The sequence below is a fragment of the Serratia rubidaea genome, from assembly GCF_016026735.1.
Taxonomy (GTDB): domain Bacteria; phylum Pseudomonadota; class Gammaproteobacteria; order Enterobacterales; family Enterobacteriaceae; genus Serratia_B; species Serratia_B rubidaea.
In genome coordinates this window covers 1,471,874-1,490,216 of the sequence record NZ_CP065640.1, presented here as the reverse complement: position 1 = coordinate 1,490,216, position 18,343 = coordinate 1,471,874, and the positions used below count along the sequence as shown (strand labels likewise).

Below are 18,343 nucleotides of genomic sequence, written 5' to 3'. Positions count from 1 at the left end.
AGACTTCTCTCTTGTTACCGCGCCGCGCGGGCGACGCGTAAAATTTTTATGCATGCTTTTTCTTGGCGAAAATCACACGCGCCAAAATATTCAGTAGCAGTACGCACAGCGTGATTAACAGCACCCCGGCCCAGGCCAGCTGCTGCCATTCGGCAAACGGGCTCATGGCGAACTTAAAGATGGTGACCGGCAGGTTGGCGATCGGCTGCATCAGGTCGGTATTCCAGAACTGGTTCGACAGCGAGGTAAACAGCAGCGGTGCGGTTTCGCCGGCGATACGCGCGATGGCCAGCAGCACGCCGGTGATAATGCCGGACACCGACGCCTTGAGCGTAATGGCGGAAATCATGCGCCACTTCGGCGTGCCGAGCGCGTAGGCCGCCTCGCGCAGCGTATCCGGCACCAGTTTCAGCATATTTTCCGTGGTGCGGATAACGATCGGCACCTGCAGCAGCGCCAGTGCGACAATGCCCGCCCAGCCGGAGAAATGCTCCATCTTCGCCACCACGATGGTGTAGACGAACAGGCCAACCACAATCGACGGCGCAGACAGCAGAATGTCGTTAATAAAGCGGATCACCTCCGCCAGCCAGGATTTACGCCCGTATTCGGCCAGATAAATGCCGGCCAGAATGCCGAGCGGGGTGCCGAAGATGGTCGCCCACAGGATCAGCAGGCCGCTGCCGGCAATGGCGTTGGCCAGCCCGCCGCCGGCGGTATTCGGCGGCGGCGTCATTTCGGTAAACAGCGCCAGCGACATGCCGTCCACGCCTTTGGTGACGGTCGAGAACAGGATCCAAATCAGCCAGAACAGGCCGAACGCCATGGTCGCCATCGATAAAAACAGCGCGATGCGGTTCTTCTGCCGGCGCCAGGCCTGCATTTTGCGGCGGGTTTCCGCCACCGCCGCGGGGTTTTGCATATCCATCGTCGCCACGTTAGCGCCCCTCGTTCTTGGCCAGACGCATAATCATCAGTTTCGACAGCGCCAGCACGATAAAGGTGATCACAAACAGAATCAGCCCCAGCTCCATCAGCGCCGCGGTGTGCAGCCCGGATTCCGCTTCGGCGAATTCATTCGCCAGCGCCGAGGTAATGCTGTTGCCCGGCATATACAGCGACGCGCTGTCGAGCTGGTAGGTGTTGCCGATAATAAAGGTCACCGCCATGGTTTCCCCCAGCGCACGTCCCAGCCCCAGCATCACGCCGCCAATCACGCCGTTTTTGGTAAACGGCAGCACGATGCGCCAGATCACTTCCCAGGTGGTGCAGCCGATGCCATAGGCCGACTCTTTCATCATCACCGGCGTTTGCTCGAACACGTCGCGCATAACCGCGGCGATATACGGGATGATCATGATCGCCAGAATCACCCCGGCGGCCAGGATGCCGATGCCGAAGGCCGGGCCGGCAAACAGTTCGCCGACAATCGGAATGCCGGACAGCACGTTGCCCACCGGCGTCTGGAAGTATTCGGCAAACAGCGGGGCGAAGACAAACAGCCCCCACATGCCGTAGACAATGCTCGGGATCGCCGCCAGCAGCTCAATGGCGACGCCCAGCGGACGCTTCAGCCAATTCGGCGCCAGCTCGGTCAGGAACAGCGCAATGCCGAAGCTGACCGGCACCGCGATAATCAGCGCGATCAGCGAGGTGACGATGGTGCCGTAAATCGGCACCAGCGCGCCAAACTGTTCCGCCGGCGCATCCCAGTCTTTGGTCCACAGGAAGGCGAAGCCGAATTTCTGGATGCTCGGCCAGGAGGCGAAAATCAGCGAAACGATTATGCCGCCCAGCAGCAATAGGGTAATCAGCGCAGCCAGCCTAACCAGCGCACTGAAGATGACATCGCCGTTTTTACTCGGCGCTTTGATGGTCGGCTTGTACTCAGCCATAAATTACTCTTCTGTTTAAAGCTTGGAGGGCCCGGCGAACCGGGCCCCGACAGAAATGCCTCGGCCGTTTAGTACAGCGCTTTACCGGCGCTGTCTTTCACGTTGGTTTTCCATGCGGCGCGCACCTGCTCGATCACTTCCTCAGGCAGTACGGCATAATCCAGCGCTTTGGCCTGCTCACCGCCTGACTTGTACGCCCAGTCAAAGAACTTCAGCACTTCGGTGCCCTGCTCCGGCTTTTTCTGCGCCTTATGCACCAGGATGAAGGTGGTGGAGGTAATCGGCCAGGCGTTGTCGCCTTTCTGGTTAGTCAGGTCCTGCGCGAAGGTTTTGCTCCAGTCCGCGCCTTTGGCGGCGGCGCTGAAGGCGTCTTCGGTCGGGCTGACCGGCTTACCGTCGGCGGAGACCAGCTTGGTGTACGCCAGGTTATTCTGTTTGGCGTAGGCATATTCAACGTAGCCGATAGAGCCAGGCAGGCGCTGAACGAAGGCGGCAATGCCGTCGTTGCCTTTACCGCCCAGGCCGGTCGGCCAGTTCACCGTAGAACCGGCGCCCACTTTCTCTTTCCACTTCGCATTCACTTTCGCCAGGTAGCTGGTGAAGACGAAGGAGGTGCCGGAACCGTCAGCGCGGCGCACTACGGCGATGTTCTGCTCCGGCAGCTTCACGCCCGGGTTCAGCTTGGCAATCGCCGGGTCATTCCATTTTTTGATGTTGCCCAGGTAGATATCGCCCAGCGTCTGGCCGTCCAGCGTCAGATCGCCGGATTTGATGCCGGGGATATTCACCGCCAGCACCACGCCGCCAATCACGGTCGGGAACTGGAACAGGCCGTCGGCCGCCAGTTTTTCGTCGGACAGCGGGGCGTCAGAGGCGCCAAAGTCAACGGTATTGGCGACGATCTGCTTCACGCCGCCGGAGGAGCCGATCCCCTGATAGTTAACTTTGTTGCCGGTTTCTTTTTGATAGGAATCTGCCCACTTGGCATACACCGGCGCGGGGAATGTCGCGCCTGCACCGGTCAGGCTGGCGGCAGCGAACGCGGACACAGAGGCCATGGAGAAAGTCGCTGCGACAATACTGGCGACGGTGGTACGCATCAGTTTCATAATCCCTCCTAAGGGGCATCAAAAATCGATTTCAAATCGTTTTCATCAGAGTAAGTATTGCTGCAGGAGGGAAAATAGGACAGTTTGGTGACAGTAAAATGTATGAAATATGACAGTTATATGACACTAGATAATAAAACAGCATAACTCATTGATTATACTAAGTTCCGAATATGACATCTCTCACGTAGTACTAAAATGAAAGGATCTCAAATGAAAAACGTATTTATCTTATCGGCGCTTGGCCTGTCTCTGCTGGCTTCTGCCAACGTTATGGCGGCGGAAGGACTCATGCCCGATCGTGAAAGGTCCTCAGCCACATACGGCGATCGGATTCTATTCCAAGGCAATTATAATACTTACAGAACCTCCAACTATGCCCTGAGTGATTTGGAAAAATTTGAAAGTAAGTTGCAGGAGCATGAAAATGAGCTGAAACAGCTGCGGGATGAAAACAGGAATAAGGATCGTCAGATCGATGAGCTGAAACGTTCGTTGCAGGAACTGAGCAATAAGGTGAAAGGCTAGCGAATAAACAAGCCGGCGCTGAGGCCGGCTTGTTATTACGCGGCGTTCACTTTTCCACGCGCAAGACTGCGAAACCGTCCCAGCCTTTCTCGCCAACCGTCTGAAATGCGGTGCCGCTTAATGCCGGCATATTTTGCACCGCCTCCAGCGCCTGGCGGATGCCTTCGGCATGAACATCGCGCCGAGCCGCGACGATAGCTCCCCCGCGCACCACATTATCCATGATGATTACGCTGCCCGTGCGGCTCAGCTTGATCGCCCACTGCAGGTACAGCAGGCTATTTTGTTTATCGGCGTCGATAAACGTCAGATCGAACGGCGGCTGTGACTGCAGCGTCGGCAGCGTCTGCGCCGCGGCGCCCACCACAATCGACACCCGATCCAGCAAGCCGGCGCGCTGAAGATTTTCCTGCGCCACCGCCGCATTGGCCGGCTCTTTTTCCAGCGTCACCACGCGCCCGTCCTCCGGCAGCGCGCGGGCAAGATATTGCGTGCTAAAACCACCCAGCGTACCAATTTCCAATACCCGGCGCGCCCCGCTGATTTGCGCCATCAGCGTCAGAAACTGTCCCTGCAGCGGTGAGACATCAAACGCCGGCAGACCACGCTCGGCATTCAACGCCAAGGTTTGCGTCAAATTATCATCCTGACACGCCAAACAGCGTTCCAGATATTCATCTACCTCCTGCCACGCATGCTGCATATCCGCCCCCTCAACGTTGCACCGCCTTGAGTATAGTTCAGCGATTTTTTGCCATAAAAAATCCGGTGCACCATTTCACACGGTGCACCGGATTAATCAGCAAAAAAGCGACGGTTTTACTCGACGGTTACCGACTTCGCCAGGTTGCGCGGCTGGTCCACGTCGGTGCCTTTAATCAGCGCCACGTGGTAAGACAGCAGTTGCAGCGGCACGGTGTAGAAGATCGGCGCGACGATCTCTTCCACGTGCGGCAGCGGGATAATGGTCATCCCTTCGCTGCTGACAAAACCGGCGTCCTGATCGGCAAACACGTACAGCTGGCCGCCACGCGCGCGCACCTCTTCGATGTTGGATTTCAGTTTTTCCAACAGCTCGTTGTTCGGCGCCACCACGATCACCGGCATATCGGCGTCAATCAGCGCCAGCGGGCCGTGCTTCAGCTCGCCGGCCGCGTAGGCCTCGGCGTGAATATAGGAGATCTCCTTCAGCTTCAGCGCCCCTTCCATGGCGATCGGATACTGATCGCCGCGGCCGAGGAACAGCGCATGATGCTTATCGGAGAAGCCTTCCGCCAGCGCCTCGATGTTTTTATCCAGCGACAGCATCTGTTCAATGCGCGCAGGCAGCGCCTGCAGGCCGTGCACGATATCGTGTTCGACGCTTTCCGCCATGCCTTTCAGGCGGCCCAGACGCGCCACCAGCATCAACAGCACGGTTAACTGGGTGGTGAAGGCTTTGGTGGACGCTACGCCGATTTCGGTGCCGGCCTTGGTCATCAGCGCCATATCGGATTCACGCACCAGCGACGAGCCGGCCACGTTGCACACCGCCAGCGACGCCAGGTAGCCCAGCTGTTTGGACAGACGCAGCGCCGCCAGGGTATCTGCGGTTTCGCCGGACTGCGACAGGGTGATGATCAGGCTGCCCGGACGCACCGCCGATTTGCGGTAACGGAATTCGGAGGCGATCTCAACGTCGCACGGTACGCCGGCCAGCGCCTCAAACCAGTAACGCGCCACCATCCCGGAGTGATAGGAGGTGCCGCAGGCGATGATCTGCACGTGCTGCACCTGCGCCAGCAGGGCATCGGCCTGCGGACCCAGCTCGCTCAGGTTGATCTGGCCGTTGCTGAAGCGCCCTTCCAGGGTATTTTTCAGCGCCAGCGGCTGTTCGAAGATCTCTTTTTGCATGTAGTGGCGGTAAGCGCCTTTATCACCGGCGTCGTACTGCACCTGCGACTCGATCTCCTCACGCTCGACCGGGTTGCCCTGCTGGTCAAAAATGGCCACGGTACGGCGGGTGACTTCCACCACGTCGCCCTCTTCCAGGAAGATAAAGCGGCGGGTCACCGGCAGCAGCGCCAGCTGGTCGGAGGCAATAAAGTTTTCGCCGACGCCGCGGCCAATCACCAGCGGGCTGCCGGAACGGGCAGCCACCAGCACGCTCGGGTCGCGGCTGTCCATCACTACGGTGCCGTAAGCGCCGCGCAGCTGTGGGATCACGCGCTTGACCACTTCCAGCAGCGTACCGCCCTGCTGCTGTTCCCAATGCACCAGGTGCGCGATCACTTCGGTATCGGTTTCGGACGCAAAGCGGTAGCCGCGTTCAATCAGCAGCTCGCGCAGCGGCTCGTGGTTTTCAATGATGCCGTTATGCACCACGGAAATGTAATCAGAAACGTGCGGGTGAGCGTTAGCTTCGGTCGGCTCACCGTGGGTCGCCCAACGGGTGTGCGCGATGCCGGTGCCGCCGTGCAAAGGTTGCTGCTCTACCGCTTCCGCCAGCGCGTTGACCTTGCCGACGCGACGTACGCGGTTTAGGTTGCCCTCGGCGTCAACGACCGCCAGACCGGCCGAGTCATAGCCACGGTATTCAAGACGGCGTAAGCCTTCCAACAGGATCTCTGCAATATCACGTTGCGCTACTGCGCCTACAATTCCACACATGGATTTTATTCCTAATTAAGCGTCTTTCAGGACGCTTCGATGCCTGACCTGATTTTTTTGCCGGTGATTACCGTGCGCCCCGAGCCTTGTAGAGGGTGGGGATGATCCTCTGAAGAGGACTTATATGTTTTGCATTGCCTTCTGCCATGAAAAGACAGTGCAAAACAGGATGGCCGCATAACGGCCATCCTGATCATTACTTCTTGGCTTTGGTCGGACGCTGCCAGCCCTGGATGTGCACCTGCTTCACCCGGCTCAGCACCAGCTCGTCTTCAGCGATATTGCGCGTAACCGTAGTGCCGGCGGCAATCGTCGCACCCTTGGCCACCGTGACCGGCGCCACCAGCTGCGTATCGGAGCCGACAAACACGCCGTCGCCGATAACGGTCTTATGCTTGTTGGCGCCGTCGTAGTTGCAGGTAATGGTGCCGGCGCCGATATTCACGTCGTCGCCAATCTCGGCGTCGCCCAGATAGCTAAGGTGTCCCGCCTTGGAACCCACGCCCAGACGCGCCTTTTTCATTTCGACAAAGTTGCCGACGTGCGCGCCCTGCGCCAACTCCGCGCCGGGGCGCAGACGGGCAAACGGACCAACGGTGCAATCCGCCGCCAATACCGCGTCTTCTACTACGCTGTAAGGGCTGATTTCGCAGTCATCGCCGATCACGCAGTTTTTCAACACGCAGCCGGCGCCAATTTTCACCCGGTTGCCCAGCTGTACGTTCCCTTCAACGATCACGTTGGCGTCAATCAGCACGTCGCGGCCGTGCGTCAGCGCGCCGCGCAGGTCGAAACGCGCCGGATCCAGCAGCATAACGCCGGCCAGCAGCAGTTTTTCCGCCTGTTCGGCCTGATAGATGCGTTCAAGCGTCGCCAGCTGCAGGCGGTTGTTCACGCCTTCAACTTCGCTCAGGCGCTCAGGGTGCACCGCTTCAATTTTCTTACCGTCGGCATGGGCCAGCGCAATGATATCCGTGATGTAGTATTCACCCTGCGCGTTATCGTTGTTCAGCATGCCCAGCCAGCGTTTCAGATCGCGGCCGTTGGCCACCAGAATGCCGGTATTGATTTCGTTAATCTGACGCTGCTGTTCGCTGGCGTCCTTATGTTCGACGATGCCGACCACCTCGCCGTTTTCACGCACGATGCGGCCATAGCCGGTCGGGTCGTCCAGTTTTACGGTCAGCAGGCCGATGCCGCCCTGCGGCTTGGCCGCCAGCAGGCGCGTCAGCGTATCGACGGAGATCAGCGGCACGTCGCCGTACAACATCAGTACGTCTTCATCATCGGCAAAGTGCGGCGCCGCCTGCTGCATCGCATGGCCGGTGCCCAGTTGTTCAGCCTGCAGCACCCAGTTCAACGCTGCGTTATCGAGCGTATTCTTCAGCAGTTCGCCGCCATGGCCATAAACCAGGTGGACGTTCTGCGCCCCCAGCTTCATCGCGGCATCGATAACGTGCTGCACCATCGGTTTGCCCGCCAGCGGATGCAAAACCTTGGGCAGGTCGGAATACATACGCGTTCCCTTGCCCGCGGCGAGGATCACTACACTCATTGCGCTGTTCGACATAAGCAACCTGACAACTCCAATTTTAATAGACGAAAGTAAAACCGTTTCACGCCGAAATTACTACATATTTCTCAACGCAAAACCGAGCTAAGCCGCGTGGCTCTAGGCGCGCCGTCATCTGGCGCAATCCGATTCCACCGCCGGTAAACTGTCGGCGTTCGGAGACACATTCCCCCTGTCGTCATCACGAATACACCGCAACGATTGGCAAGGTCAAACGCTTATTTTAATGCAAAAAAAAAGCGACCGCATTGGGTCGCTTTCTTATTTCGGTATTGCTTACATCGCTTTTCTGGTGAGTTCGATAACGCGCAGTTTCGCGATCGCCTTCGCCAGCTCAGCGGATGCCTGAGCATAGTCGACATCACCATGAGAGCTACGGATATGCTCTTCAGCCTTGCGCTTGGCTTCCAGCGCTCTGGCTTCATCGAGGTCCGTTCCACGGATGGCAGTGTCCGCCAGCACGGTCACCACGCTTGGCTGTACCTCAAGGATACCGCCAGACAGGTAGATGAACTCTTCTTCACCGTGCTGTTTAACAATACGCACCATGCCAGGCTTGATGGCAGTCAGCAGCGGCGCATGCCCTGGGAAAATACCCAGTTCGCCTTCGCTGCCTGTCACCTGGATCTTCTGCACCAGGCCGGAAAACATCTGTTTTTCCGCGCTGACAACATCCAGATGGTAAGTCATAGCCATATCACCCTCCTCTCAAGGCGTTACAGTTTCTTGGCTTTTTCCACTGCTTCTTCAATGGTGCCAACCATGTAGAACGCCTGCTCCGGCAGGTGGTCGTAGTCGCCGTCCATAATGCCTTTGAAACCACGGATGGTGTCTTTCAGCGATACGAACTTGCCCGGCGCGCCGGTGAAGACTTCGGCCACGAAGAACGGCTGAGACAGGAAGCGCTGGATTTTACGCGCACGGGATACGACCAGTTTGTCTTCTTCAGACAGTTCGTCCATACCCAGAATCGCGATGATGTCCTTCAGTTCCTGGTAGCGCTGCAGAATAGACTGCACGCCACGCGCAACGTCGTAGTGTTCCTGACCCACAACCAGCGGATCCAGCTGACGGCTGGTGGAATCCAGCGGGTCAACGGCCGGGTAGATACCCAGGGAAGCGATGTTACGGCTCAGTACCACGGTTGCGTCCAAGTGCGCAAAGGTGGTGGCTGGAGACGGGTCAGTCAAGTCATCCGCAGGGACGTAAACGGCCTGTACGGAGGTGATTGAACCGGTCTTGGTCGAGGTGATACGTTCTTGCAGAACGCCCATCTCTTCCGCCAGCGTTGGCTGATAACCTACCGCAGATGGCATACGGCCGAGCAGTGCGGACACTTCGGTACCGGCCAGGGTGTAACGGTAGATGTTATCCACGAACAGCAGAACGTCGCGGCCTTCATCACGGAATTTTTCCGCCATGGTCAGGCCGGTCAGTGCAACGCGCAGACGGTTACCCGGCGGCTCGTTCATCTGGCCGTAAACCAGGGATACTTTGTCCAGTACGTTGGAGTCGGTCATTTCGTGGTAGAAGTCGTTACCCTCACGAGTACGCTCACCCACGCCCGCAAACACAGAGTAACCGGAGTGCTCGATCGCGATGTTACGGATCAGCTCCATCATGTTTACGGTTTTACCTACGCCCGCACCACCGAACAGACCAACTTTACCACCCTTGGCGAACGGGCAGATCAGGTCCATTACCTTGATACCGGTTTCCAGCAGCTCTTGGGAGCTGGACAGCTCTTCGTAGCTTGGCGCCGCGCGGTGAATCGCCCAACGCTCTTCTTCGCCGATGTCGCCTTTCATGTCGATTGGCTGACCCAATACGTTCATGATACGACCCAGCGTTGCTTTACCAACTGGCACTTCGATTGGGTGCTCGAGGTCGTTAACTTTCAGACCGCGACGCAGACCGTCGGAAGTACCCATGGCGATACAGCGTACAACGCCGCCGCCCAGCTGCTGCTGAACTTCCAGCACCAGTTTTTCGTTACCGTTCTCTACCTCAAGGGCATCGTACACTTTTGGTACGGCATCCTGAGGGAACTCGACGTCCACTACGGCGCCGATTACCTGGATAATCTTTCCAGTAGCCATCTTGAATCCTCTACGTAATTCGTTTACCCGTCGTATTTCAAACTGCAGATGCGTTGACGGCTTTCTTTTCCCCCAGTTGCCTACTCAAGTAAGCGCCTGGGGACTCGCTCAGTTGCGCCTTTCTGCAATCTGAACTACTTGGGGTAATAACCTGGTTAAACCGCGGAGGCTCCCGAAACGATTTCGGTGAGTTCCTGAGTGATGCTGGCCTGACGTGCCTTGTTGTATACCAACTGCAGCTCTTTGATCAGGCTACCGCCGTTATCGGTTGCGGCTTTCATCGCTACCATTCGCGCGGCCTGCTCGCTGGCCAGGTTTTCCACGACGCCCTGATAAACTTGCGATTCCACATAGCGGCGCAGCAAGGTATCAAGCAGCACTTTTGGATCGGGTTCATACAGGTAATCCCAAGCTGTCTTCTTCAGCTCACCCTCATCAGAAGGCGGCAGAGGCAGCAGCTGAAGAACCTGCGGCTCCTGGGACATCGTATTGACAAATTTGTTGCTGACAATGTACAGCTTGTCCAAACGACCTTCGTCGTAAGCCTGCAGCATCACTTTCACCGGCCCGATCAGATCCGACAGGGAAGGGTTATCCCCCATGCCGGTCACCTGGGCAACCACGTTGCCGCCCACGGAGCCAAAGAAAGAGACGGCTTTAGAGCCAATCAGCGCCAAATCAGTTTCAACGCCTTTTTCGGACCAGCCTTTCATCTCCGCCAGCAGCTTTTTGAACAGGTTAATGTTCAAGCCGCCGCAGAGACCACGGTCAGTCGACACCACCAGATACCCGACGCGTTTAACATCACGCTCATCCAGGTACGGGTGTTTATATTCCAGATTCCCTAACGCAAGGTGACCAATCACTTTGCGCATGGTCTCTGCATAAGGACGGCTGGCCGCCATGCGATCCTGCGATTTACGCATTTTGGAGGCGGCGACCATCTCCATCGCTTTAGTGATCTTCTGCGTGTTTTGCACGCTGCCGATCTTACTACGTATCTCTTTTGCGCCGGCCATCTCTGCTTCTCCTCATTGCCAGCGGCCTGCCGTCTTTCAACTGCAGGCCGCTGCGCGTTACCAGGACTGGGTTTTCTTGAAGGTCTCGAGGACGTTTTTCAGCTTGCCCTCGATCTCATCGTTGAAATTACCAGTTTGGTTGATGTGGTTCAGCAGTTCGGCGTGTTCGCGATCCGCGTAAGCAACCAGCGCAGCTTCGAAGCTCACTACCTTGGCGACTTCAACATCTTCCAGGTAGCCGCGTTCTGCCGCGTACAGCACCAGAGACTGTTGTGCGACGGACATCGGCGCGTACTGTTTCTGCTTCAGCAGTTCAGTCACTTTCTGGCCGTGGTTCAGCTGCTTGCGGGTTGCATCATCCAGATCGGAAGCGAACTGGGAGAATGCCGCCAGTTCACGATACTGCGCCAGCGCGGTACGGATGCCGCCGGACAGTTTCTTCATGATCTTGGTCTGCGCAGCGCCACCAACACGGGATACGGAGATACCCGGGTTAACTGCCGGACGAATACCGGAGTTGAACAGGTTGGATTCCAGGAAGATCTGACCATCGGTAATCGAGATTACGTTGGTCGGAACGAACGCGGAAACGTCACCCGCCTGAGTTTCGATGATCGGCAGCGCGGTCAGAGAACCGGTCTGGCCTTTCACTTCACCCTTGGTGAAAGCTTCAACATAGTCAGCGTTAACGCGCGCTGCACGCTCCAGCAGACGGGAGTGCAGGTAGAATACGTCACCAGGGTAAGCTTCACGGCCCGGCGGACGACGCAGCAGCAGGGAGATCTGACGGTAAGCAACGGCCTGTTTGGACAGGTCATCGTACACGATCAGCGCATCTTCGCCGCGGTCGCGGAAGTATTCGCCCATTGCGCAACCGGCGTATGGCGCCAGGTATTGCAGTGCTGCGGATTCAGAAGCGGTAGCCACCACAACGATGGTGTTAGCCAGCGCGCCGTGCTCTTCCAGTTTGCGCACCACGTTAGCAATGGTAGACGCTTTCTGGCCGATAGCCACGTAGACGCACTTGATGCCGGAATCGCGCTGGTTGATGATGGCATCGATCGCCAGTGCGGTTTTACCGGTCTGACGGTCGCCGATCACCAGCTCACGCTGACCACGGCCGATTGGAATCATGGCATCAACGGATTTATAACCGGTCTGTACCGGCTGGTCGACCGACTGGCGGTCGATAACGCCCGGTGCGATAGTCTCAACCGGGGAGAAACCGTCGTGCTCAACCGGGCCCTTGCCGTCGATAGGCGCGCCCAGGGTGTTAACCACGCGGCCCAGCAGGCCGCGGCCGACTGGAACTTCCAGGATACGGCCGGTGCATTTTACCTTCATGCCTTCAGCCAGATCCGCGTACGGACCCATGACTACGGCACCAACAGAGTCGCGCTCCAGGTTCAATGCGATTGCGTAACGGTTGCCAGGCAGCGCGATCATTTCGCCCTGCATTACATCGGCCAGGCCGTGTACGCGGATGATTCCGTCGCTGACGGAAACGATAGTACCTTCATTGTGAGCTTCGCTCACTACATTGAACTGAGCAATGCGCTGCTTGATCAGTTCGCTGATTTCGGTGGAATTCAGTTGCATGCTCCAGTCCCCTTAAGACTGCAAGACGTCTGCCAGGCGTTCAAGACGGCCGCGTACGCTGCCATCGATCACCATGTCGCCTGCGCGGATAACCACGCCGGCCAGTACAGACTTGTCAATTTTGCAATTCAGCTTAACTTTGCGTGACAGACGTTTTTCCATCGCAGCGGCAATTTTGGCCTGCTGTTCGTCGTTCAGTGCGCTTGAAGAGAGCACGTCGACTTCGACGGTGGATTCCAGCGCAGCGCGCAGTTCAATGAACTGCTGCAAAACGTCAGGAAGCGCCAGTAAACGTCCATTTTCGGCCATAACGCGAATAAGGTTTTGGCCATTTTCGTCGAGTTGATCGCCACAAACCGCGGTGAACGTATTCGACAGCGTTTCCGGTGCGACAGCGCCGGACAGCAGTTCGGAAATCTGTTCGTTGCGAGTGACTTCAGCGGCAAACGCCAGCATCTGCTGCCAGCGTTCTACGCTTTGGTGCTCAACGGCAAAGTCAAAAGCTGCTTTGGCGTAGGGGCGAGCTACAGTAACAAATTCAGACATCAGCCCCTCCCTCCTTACAGTTCAGCGACCAGTTTATCAACGATGTCGCTGTTAGCAGCTTCATCCACGGAACGTTCGATGATCTTCTCGGCGCCGGCGATAGCCAGCATCGCGACTTGCTTACGCAACTCTTCACGAGCGCGTTTACGTTCGGCTTCGATCTCAGCCTGAGCCTGCGCCACGATTTTGTTACGTTCCTGCTCGGCTTCGGCTTTCGCTTCATCCATGATCTGAGCTTTGCGTTTGTTCGCTTGCTCAATGATCACCTGAGCTTCTGCTTTAGCAGTTTTCAGCTGGTCGCTCGCATTGGCTTGCGCCAAGTCCAAATCTTTCTTGGCACGCTCTGCAGAAGCGAGACCGTCAGCAATTTCTTTCTGACGCTTCTCGATGGCAGCCATAATTGGCGGCCATACATACTTCATGCAGAACCAGACAAACAGGACGAACGCGATGGCCTGGCCGAGGATTGTTGCGTTAAGATTCACAGCACAATGCCTCTTTTAAAGTTAATGAGTGTGGGTAAGTCGGCAGAGAGTTTCTCTGCTTACGCGACGGCGAACATCACGTACAGACCCAGACCAACAGCGATCATCGGGATGGCGTCAACCAGACCCATAACGATAAAGAACTGTGTACGCAGCAGAGGAATCAGGTCAGGCTGACGCGCTGCGCCTTCCAAGAATTTACCACCCAGGATGCCGATACCGATCGCAGCACCGATTGCCGCTAAGCCCATCATCACAGCGGCAGCCATGTACAGCAGATCCATACTCAGGTTTTCCATGACAGTCTCCAGTTTGTTTCAGTTATAAATGTAAGTGTTTTAAGAAAAATCAGTGCTCTTCAGACGCCATCGACAGATAGACGATCGTCAGAACCATGAAAATAAAGGCTTGAAGCGTAATGATCAGGATGTGGAAGATAGCCCAAGGCAAGCTCAGGACCCACTGTGACCACCACGGCAACAGGCCGGCAATCAGGATGAAGATCAACTCACCCGCATACATGTTGCCGAACAGTCGCAGGCCCAGTGATACAGGCTTGGACAGCAGGCTGACACCTTCAAGAATCAGGTTAATCGGAATGAATACAGGGTGGTTGAACGGCTGCATGGTCAACTCTTTAACGAACCCACCAACGCCTTTCATTTTGATGCTGTAGAACAGAATCAGGATAAACACGCCCAGCGCCATAGACAGCGTCACGTTGACATCGGCGGTAGGCACTACGCGCAGCGCAGGCAGGCCGAGAACGTGTTCGCCGATATACGGCAGGAAATCAATAGGCAGCAAATCCATCAGGTTCATCAGGAAGACCCAGACGAATACGGTCAACGCCAGCGGAGCAATCACCTTGCTCTTGCCGTGATACATATCGCGCACGCTGCTGTCGACGAACCCAACCACCAGTTCCACTGCGGTTTGCAGTTTACCCGGCACGCCGCTGGTGGCGTTTTTGGCCACTTTACGGAAGATCACCAGGAAGAGCGCCCCGAGGACGACGGAGAAAAACATCGAGTCGATGTTGATCGACCAGAACCCCGTCCCGACCTGAAGCTGCGTCAGGTGGTGACCGATATACTCCTGTGGAGTCAAGACTTCTCCTGCAGACATGATGCCTCTTACCCTTTTAGTTAAGTTCGGTAACTGTTAATCACGGCTGGTGCCACTATCTGCACCACTAACACCGCTAAATAGGTCAGGCCAAGCGGTATAAACTCCGCTTTGAACACCCCAAGCGCCACGATCAGCAAAAAGATGGTGATCACGACCTTAAGCCCCTCGCCAATGGCGAACGACCAGGCAACCCGACCGGGCGCCGGCGTCTGCGCCTGGTGACGCAAGGCAAACAGCATAAACATGACGCTCGGCAGCCAGGCGGCAAGTCCGCCCGCCAACGCCGAAGCGCCCCACGCCAGCCCCTTGAAACTGCAGGCGGCGCTGATCAGAACAAAAGTCATAAACTGCAGAAACAGCAGTTTGCGTGCGACTTTCCCACTGTAAAGGGACACAGACATGACGTTTGTTCTCTCCGTACCCCTGAGGGGGTATGCTGAGTGACGTATGACACTGTCTTCGCTGCGCAGAGTCAACAGCAAAAAACGAGCAAATTATACGGGTCACTTCAACGAATTCAATCGATAAGTAGCGAAAAGGTGAACAATTATTTAAATTCACCAAATTCGGACTATTTTCGCAAGAAAATAGGCGGAATAATACCTCGATTTTATTGTCCGATTATTCCACTGTTGCACACTAAAACGTGCAATCGATCACAACAACACGGCTAACGTTCGATTTATAACCCACGTGCGCATAAAACGTCTTTAGCGATTAGAGCGATAAAAATCTTTTATAAATCAAAATGGTATAATTTAACCGTTCGAAAACAATCCTTATACCCGCGAAAAACCTTTCGTTGACATCCACAGAAAGAATATTGTTATTACGCGTTAACAACGATAGCAAAAGGCGATCTTATTCACATAATTGCTAACGTGACAATTGCTACACGTAATTAGGCTATTTTCGCTAATTAACTGCTGCTTTTGTGTTAATAAAAAGTAAATTAACTAAAAAAAGCGGCCAGTTAATTAGTCTGCTTATTTTTACATCCGTAGCAAGCCTCAATCTGACGCTTGCTTGATCAAAAACAAACTCAGTTTGCCTTAAGTACCACCAGATGACGCTCGCCTTCCAGTTCCGGCACCTGTAAACGTACGACCTCTTCAAGCTCAATGCCGTCAGGCAGGGCGGCCAGCTCCTCATCAGGACGGACGCCCTTCAACGCATAAAAGCGCCCCTGCCCTTGCGCCGGCAGATGACGGCACCAGCTCAGCATATCCTGCAGCGAGGCGAATGCGCGGCTGATCACGCCGTCGAACGGCGGCTCGGCCGGAAACTCTTCCACCCGGCTCTGTACCGGCTCGATATTGGTCAGCCCCAGCTCGTGCTGCACCTGCCGCAGAAAGCGTACCCGCTTGCCCAGGCTGTCCAGCAGTGTGAAATGCGCGTCCGGACGCACGATGGCCAGCGGAATGCCCGGCAGGCCAGGTCCGGTGCCGACGTCGATAAAGCGTGAGCCGACCAGATGCGGATTAACCACGATGCTGTCGAGGATATGGCGCACCAGCATTTGCTGCGGATCGCGCACGGAGGTCAGGTTGTACGCCTTGTTCCACTTATCCAGCATGCCGACATAACCCAGCAGCTGCTGTTTTTGACGATCGGGAAGCGAAATACCAGCTGCTGCCAGCAGCGAGTCTAACTTTTTATCCACAATGGAATCCTCTGACCAACGCGAGATCCGCCGGAAATGGCGAAGCGGCTATGATAATGCAGGCTGAAAGTGATGTCAGCGGCCGATTGCCTATCCATTGGGCAATCGGCCGCTAAAAATGCAGATTTATGCGCTGCGGCGCAGCAGACCTTGCTTCTTCAACCACACCAACAGAATGGAAATCGCCGCCGGGGTAATCCCCGAAATGCGCGATGCCTGTCCGATAGAGGTAGGTTTATGGTCGTTGAGCTTGGCGATAACTTCGTTCGACAGCCCGGAAACCTGCTGGTAGTCCAGGTCGAGCGGCAGCAAGGTGTTCTCGTTGCGCTGCTGGCGTTCGATCTCTTCCTGCTGACGGGCGATATACCCTTCGTACTTCACCTGAATCTCCACCTGCTCGGCGGCCTGGGTATCGGCCAGCGGCGGCTGGAAAGCATCGATGGAGGTCAGCAGCGCGTAATCCATTTCCGGACGGCGCAGCAGCTCTTCGCCGTTGGCTTCGCGCGACAGCGGCGTTTTCAGCAGGGTGTTCACCTGCTCGACGTTTTCTGAATGCGGGTGTAGCCATACGTCGCGCAGACGCTGACGTTCACGTTCGATCTGTTCCAGCTTGTCGTTATAGCGCGCCCAGCGGACATCATCCACCAGGCCCAACTCGCGGCCTTTTTCCGTCAGGCGCAGATCGGCGTTGTCTTCACGCAGCATCAGGCGGTATTCCGCCCGGGAGGTGAACATGCGGTACGGTTCTTTGGTGCCCAGCGTGCACAGGTCGTCCACCAGCACGCCGAGGTAGGCCTGATCGCGACGCGGCGCCCAGCCTTCGTCTTCGCTGGCGTAGCGGCCGGCGTTCAGACCGGCCAGCAGACCCTGCGCACCGGCTTCTTCGTAACCGGTGGTGCCGTTAATCTGGCCGGCGAAGAACAGGCCCTGAATAAATTTGCTTTCCAGCGTCGGTTTCAAATCACGCGGGTCGAAGAAATCATACTCGATGGCGTAACCCGGACGAATAATACGGGCATTCTGCATCCCTTCCATTGAGCGGACGATCTGCATCTGCACGTCGAACGGCAGACTGGTGGAGATGCCGTTCGGATAGATTTCGTTGCTGGTCAGCCCTTCCGGCTCGAGGAAGATCTGGTGTGCGTTGCGATCGGCAAAGCGCATCACCTTGTCTTCGATCGACGGGCAGTAACGCGGTCCGATCCCTTCAATAATCCCGGCATACATCGGGCTGCGATCGAGGTTATTGCGGATCACGTCATGGGTTTTTTCATTGGTATGAGTGATATAGCACGGCACCTGGCGCGGATGCTGATCGGCATTGCCCATAAACGAGAATACCGGAGTCGGCGTATCGCCATGCTGTTCGGCCAGAACGCTGAAATCGATGGTACGTGCGTCAATGCGCGGCGGAGTACCGGTTTTCAGACGGTCAACCCGCAGCGGCAGTTCACGCAGACGCTGTGACAGTGAAATGGCTGGCGGATCGCCGGCACGTCCACCGCTGTAGTTTTCCAGGCCGATATGAATTTTGCCGTCGAGGAACGTCCCCACGGTGAGCACCACCGCTTTGGCACGGAATTTCAGTCCCATCTGCGTAACGGCGCCGACCACCCGATCGTTCTCAACCATAAGATCCTCAACCGGCTGTTGGAAGATCATCAGATTGGGCTGGTTCTCCAGCGCGGTGCGTACGGCTTGACGATAGAGCACGCGGTCAGCCTGGGCGCGGGTGGCGCGTACCGCAGGGCCTTTGCTGGCGTTTAGTATCCTAAACTGAATGCCGGCATGGTCGATCGCCGTTGCCATCAGGCCGCCCAGCGCATCAATTTCCTTAACCAGATGCCCTTTACCAATACCGCCGATCGCCGGGTTGCAAGACATTTGCCCCAGCGTATCAATATTGTGCGTCAGTAATAAGGTTTGACGCCCCATTCTTGCCGCGGCCATCGCCGCTTCGGTGCCGGCATGGCCGCCGCCGATGATAATGACGTCAAATTGCTCTGGATAAAACATGGAACTGCACCTCGCCGTATTGCGAACGATC

General features: G+C 56.4%; 18 protein-coding genes. 1 reads left to right on the top strand and 17 read right to left on the bottom strand.

Going from position 1 to position 18,343, the window contains the following annotated elements; all coding sequences use genetic code 11:
- Positions 1-46 precede the first annotated feature (46 nt).
- From pstA to pstS, 3 genes are all read right to left on the bottom strand, one after another.
- Positions 47-937, bottom strand: coding sequence for a phosphate ABC transporter permease PstA (gene pstA, locus I6G83_RS06920; RefSeq protein ID WP_054306067.1), 891 nt, complete (start codon positions 935-937; stop codon positions 47-49).
- Between the two features lies 1 nt (position 938).
- The gene (gene pstC / locus I6G83_RS06915) at positions 939-1,895 is read right to left on the bottom strand and encodes a phosphate ABC transporter permease PstC (protein ID WP_015962440.1); all 957 of its coding nucleotides are present in this window, start codon (positions 1,893-1,895) and stop codon (positions 939-941) included.
- Between the two features lie 68 nt (positions 1,896-1,963).
- Complete coding sequence (pstS, locus tag I6G83_RS06910) at positions 1,964-3,004, bottom strand: phosphate ABC transporter substrate-binding protein PstS (protein WP_054306066.1); 1,041 nt, start codon at positions 3,002-3,004, stop codon at positions 1,964-1,966.
- A gap of 213 nt (positions 3,005-3,217) precedes the next feature.
- Here pstS and I6G83_RS06905 point away from each other — a divergent pair, with 213 nt between their 5' ends.
- The gene (locus I6G83_RS06905) at positions 3,218-3,532 is read left to right on the top strand and encodes a hypothetical protein (protein WP_054306065.1); all 315 of its coding nucleotides are present in this window, start codon (positions 3,218-3,220) and stop codon (positions 3,530-3,532) included.
- A gap of 46 nt (positions 3,533-3,578) precedes the next feature.
- Here the strand turns inward: I6G83_RS06905 and I6G83_RS06900 are convergent, their stop codons facing one another.
- The 14 genes from I6G83_RS06900 to mnmG all read right to left on the bottom strand — a co-directional run bounded on the left by I6G83_RS06900 (position 3,579) and on the right by mnmG (position 18,312).
- Positions 3,579-4,235: an O-methyltransferase gene (locus I6G83_RS06900; protein WP_054306064.1), complete on the bottom strand. Its 657-nt coding sequence runs from the start codon at positions 4,233-4,235 to the stop codon at positions 3,579-3,581.
- Positions 4,236-4,351: 116 nt separating this feature from the next.
- Positions 4,352-6,181, bottom strand: a complete 1,830-nt coding sequence (gene glmS / locus I6G83_RS06895) for a glutamine--fructose-6-phosphate transaminase (isomerizing) (RefSeq protein WP_054306063.1) — start codon at positions 6,179-6,181, stop codon at positions 4,352-4,354.
- A 196-nt stretch (positions 6,182-6,377) separates the two neighbouring features.
- The gene (gene glmU / locus I6G83_RS06890) at positions 6,378-7,751 is read right to left on the bottom strand and encodes a bifunctional UDP-N-acetylglucosamine diphosphorylase/glucosamine-1-phosphate N-acetyltransferase GlmU (protein ID WP_054306062.1); all 1,374 of its coding nucleotides are present in this window, start codon (positions 7,749-7,751) and stop codon (positions 6,378-6,380) included.
- A 279-nt stretch (positions 7,752-8,030) separates the two neighbouring features.
- Positions 8,031-8,450, bottom strand: coding sequence for a F0F1 ATP synthase subunit epsilon (locus I6G83_RS06885; RefSeq protein ID WP_004933814.1), 420 nt, complete (start codon positions 8,448-8,450; stop codon positions 8,031-8,033).
- Between the two features lie 20 nt (positions 8,451-8,470).
- Positions 8,471-9,853 (bottom strand): F0F1 ATP synthase subunit beta, encoded by a 1,383-nt coding sequence (gene atpD / locus I6G83_RS06880; protein WP_015962436.1) that lies wholly within the window; start codon positions 9,851-9,853, stop codon positions 8,471-8,473.
- 155 nt (positions 9,854-10,008) lie between these two features.
- Complete coding sequence (gene atpG / locus I6G83_RS06875; protein WP_015962435.1) at positions 10,009-10,872, bottom strand: F0F1 ATP synthase subunit gamma; 864 nt, start codon at positions 10,870-10,872, stop codon at positions 10,009-10,011.
- 57 nt (positions 10,873-10,929) lie between these two features.
- Positions 10,930-12,471 (bottom strand): F0F1 ATP synthase subunit alpha, encoded by a 1,542-nt coding sequence (gene atpA, locus I6G83_RS06870; protein WP_015962434.1) that lies wholly within the window; start codon positions 12,469-12,471, stop codon positions 10,930-10,932.
- A 12-nt stretch (positions 12,472-12,483) separates the two neighbouring features.
- Positions 12,484-13,017 (bottom strand): F0F1 ATP synthase subunit delta, encoded by a 534-nt coding sequence (atpH, locus tag I6G83_RS06865; RefSeq protein WP_054306061.1) that lies wholly within the window; start codon positions 13,015-13,017, stop codon positions 12,484-12,486.
- Positions 13,018-13,031: 14 nt separating this feature from the next.
- On the bottom strand, positions 13,032-13,502 hold the full coding sequence (gene atpF, locus I6G83_RS06860) for a F0F1 ATP synthase subunit B (RefSeq protein WP_015962432.1): 471 nt from the start codon (positions 13,500-13,502) through the stop codon (positions 13,032-13,034).
- A gap of 59 nt (positions 13,503-13,561) precedes the next feature.
- On the bottom strand, positions 13,562-13,801 hold the full coding sequence (gene atpE / locus I6G83_RS06855; protein ID WP_004093904.1) for a F0F1 ATP synthase subunit C: 240 nt from the start codon (positions 13,799-13,801) through the stop codon (positions 13,562-13,564).
- Between the two features lie 49 nt (positions 13,802-13,850).
- On the bottom strand, positions 13,851-14,630 hold the full coding sequence (atpB, locus tag I6G83_RS06850; RefSeq protein ID WP_015962431.1) for a F0F1 ATP synthase subunit A: 780 nt from the start codon (positions 14,628-14,630) through the stop codon (positions 13,851-13,853).
- 20 nt (positions 14,631-14,650) lie between these two features.
- Positions 14,651-15,034 carry a F0F1 ATP synthase subunit I gene (atpI, locus tag I6G83_RS06845; protein WP_054306060.1) on the bottom strand — a complete coding sequence of 128 codons (384 nt, stop codon included), beginning with the start codon at positions 15,032-15,034 and terminating at the stop codon, positions 14,651-14,653.
- A gap of 641 nt (positions 15,035-15,675) precedes the next feature.
- Positions 15,676-16,296: a 16S rRNA (guanine(527)-N(7))-methyltransferase RsmG gene (rsmG, locus tag I6G83_RS06840; protein ID WP_015962429.1), complete on the bottom strand. Its 621-nt coding sequence runs from the start codon at positions 16,294-16,296 to the stop codon at positions 15,676-15,678.
- A 126-nt stretch (positions 16,297-16,422) separates the two neighbouring features.
- On the bottom strand, positions 16,423-18,312 hold the full coding sequence (mnmG, locus tag I6G83_RS06835) for a tRNA uridine-5-carboxymethylaminomethyl(34) synthesis enzyme MnmG (RefSeq protein WP_015962428.1): 1,890 nt from the start codon (positions 18,310-18,312) through the stop codon (positions 16,423-16,425).
- Positions 18,313-18,343: the final 31 nt, after the last annotated feature.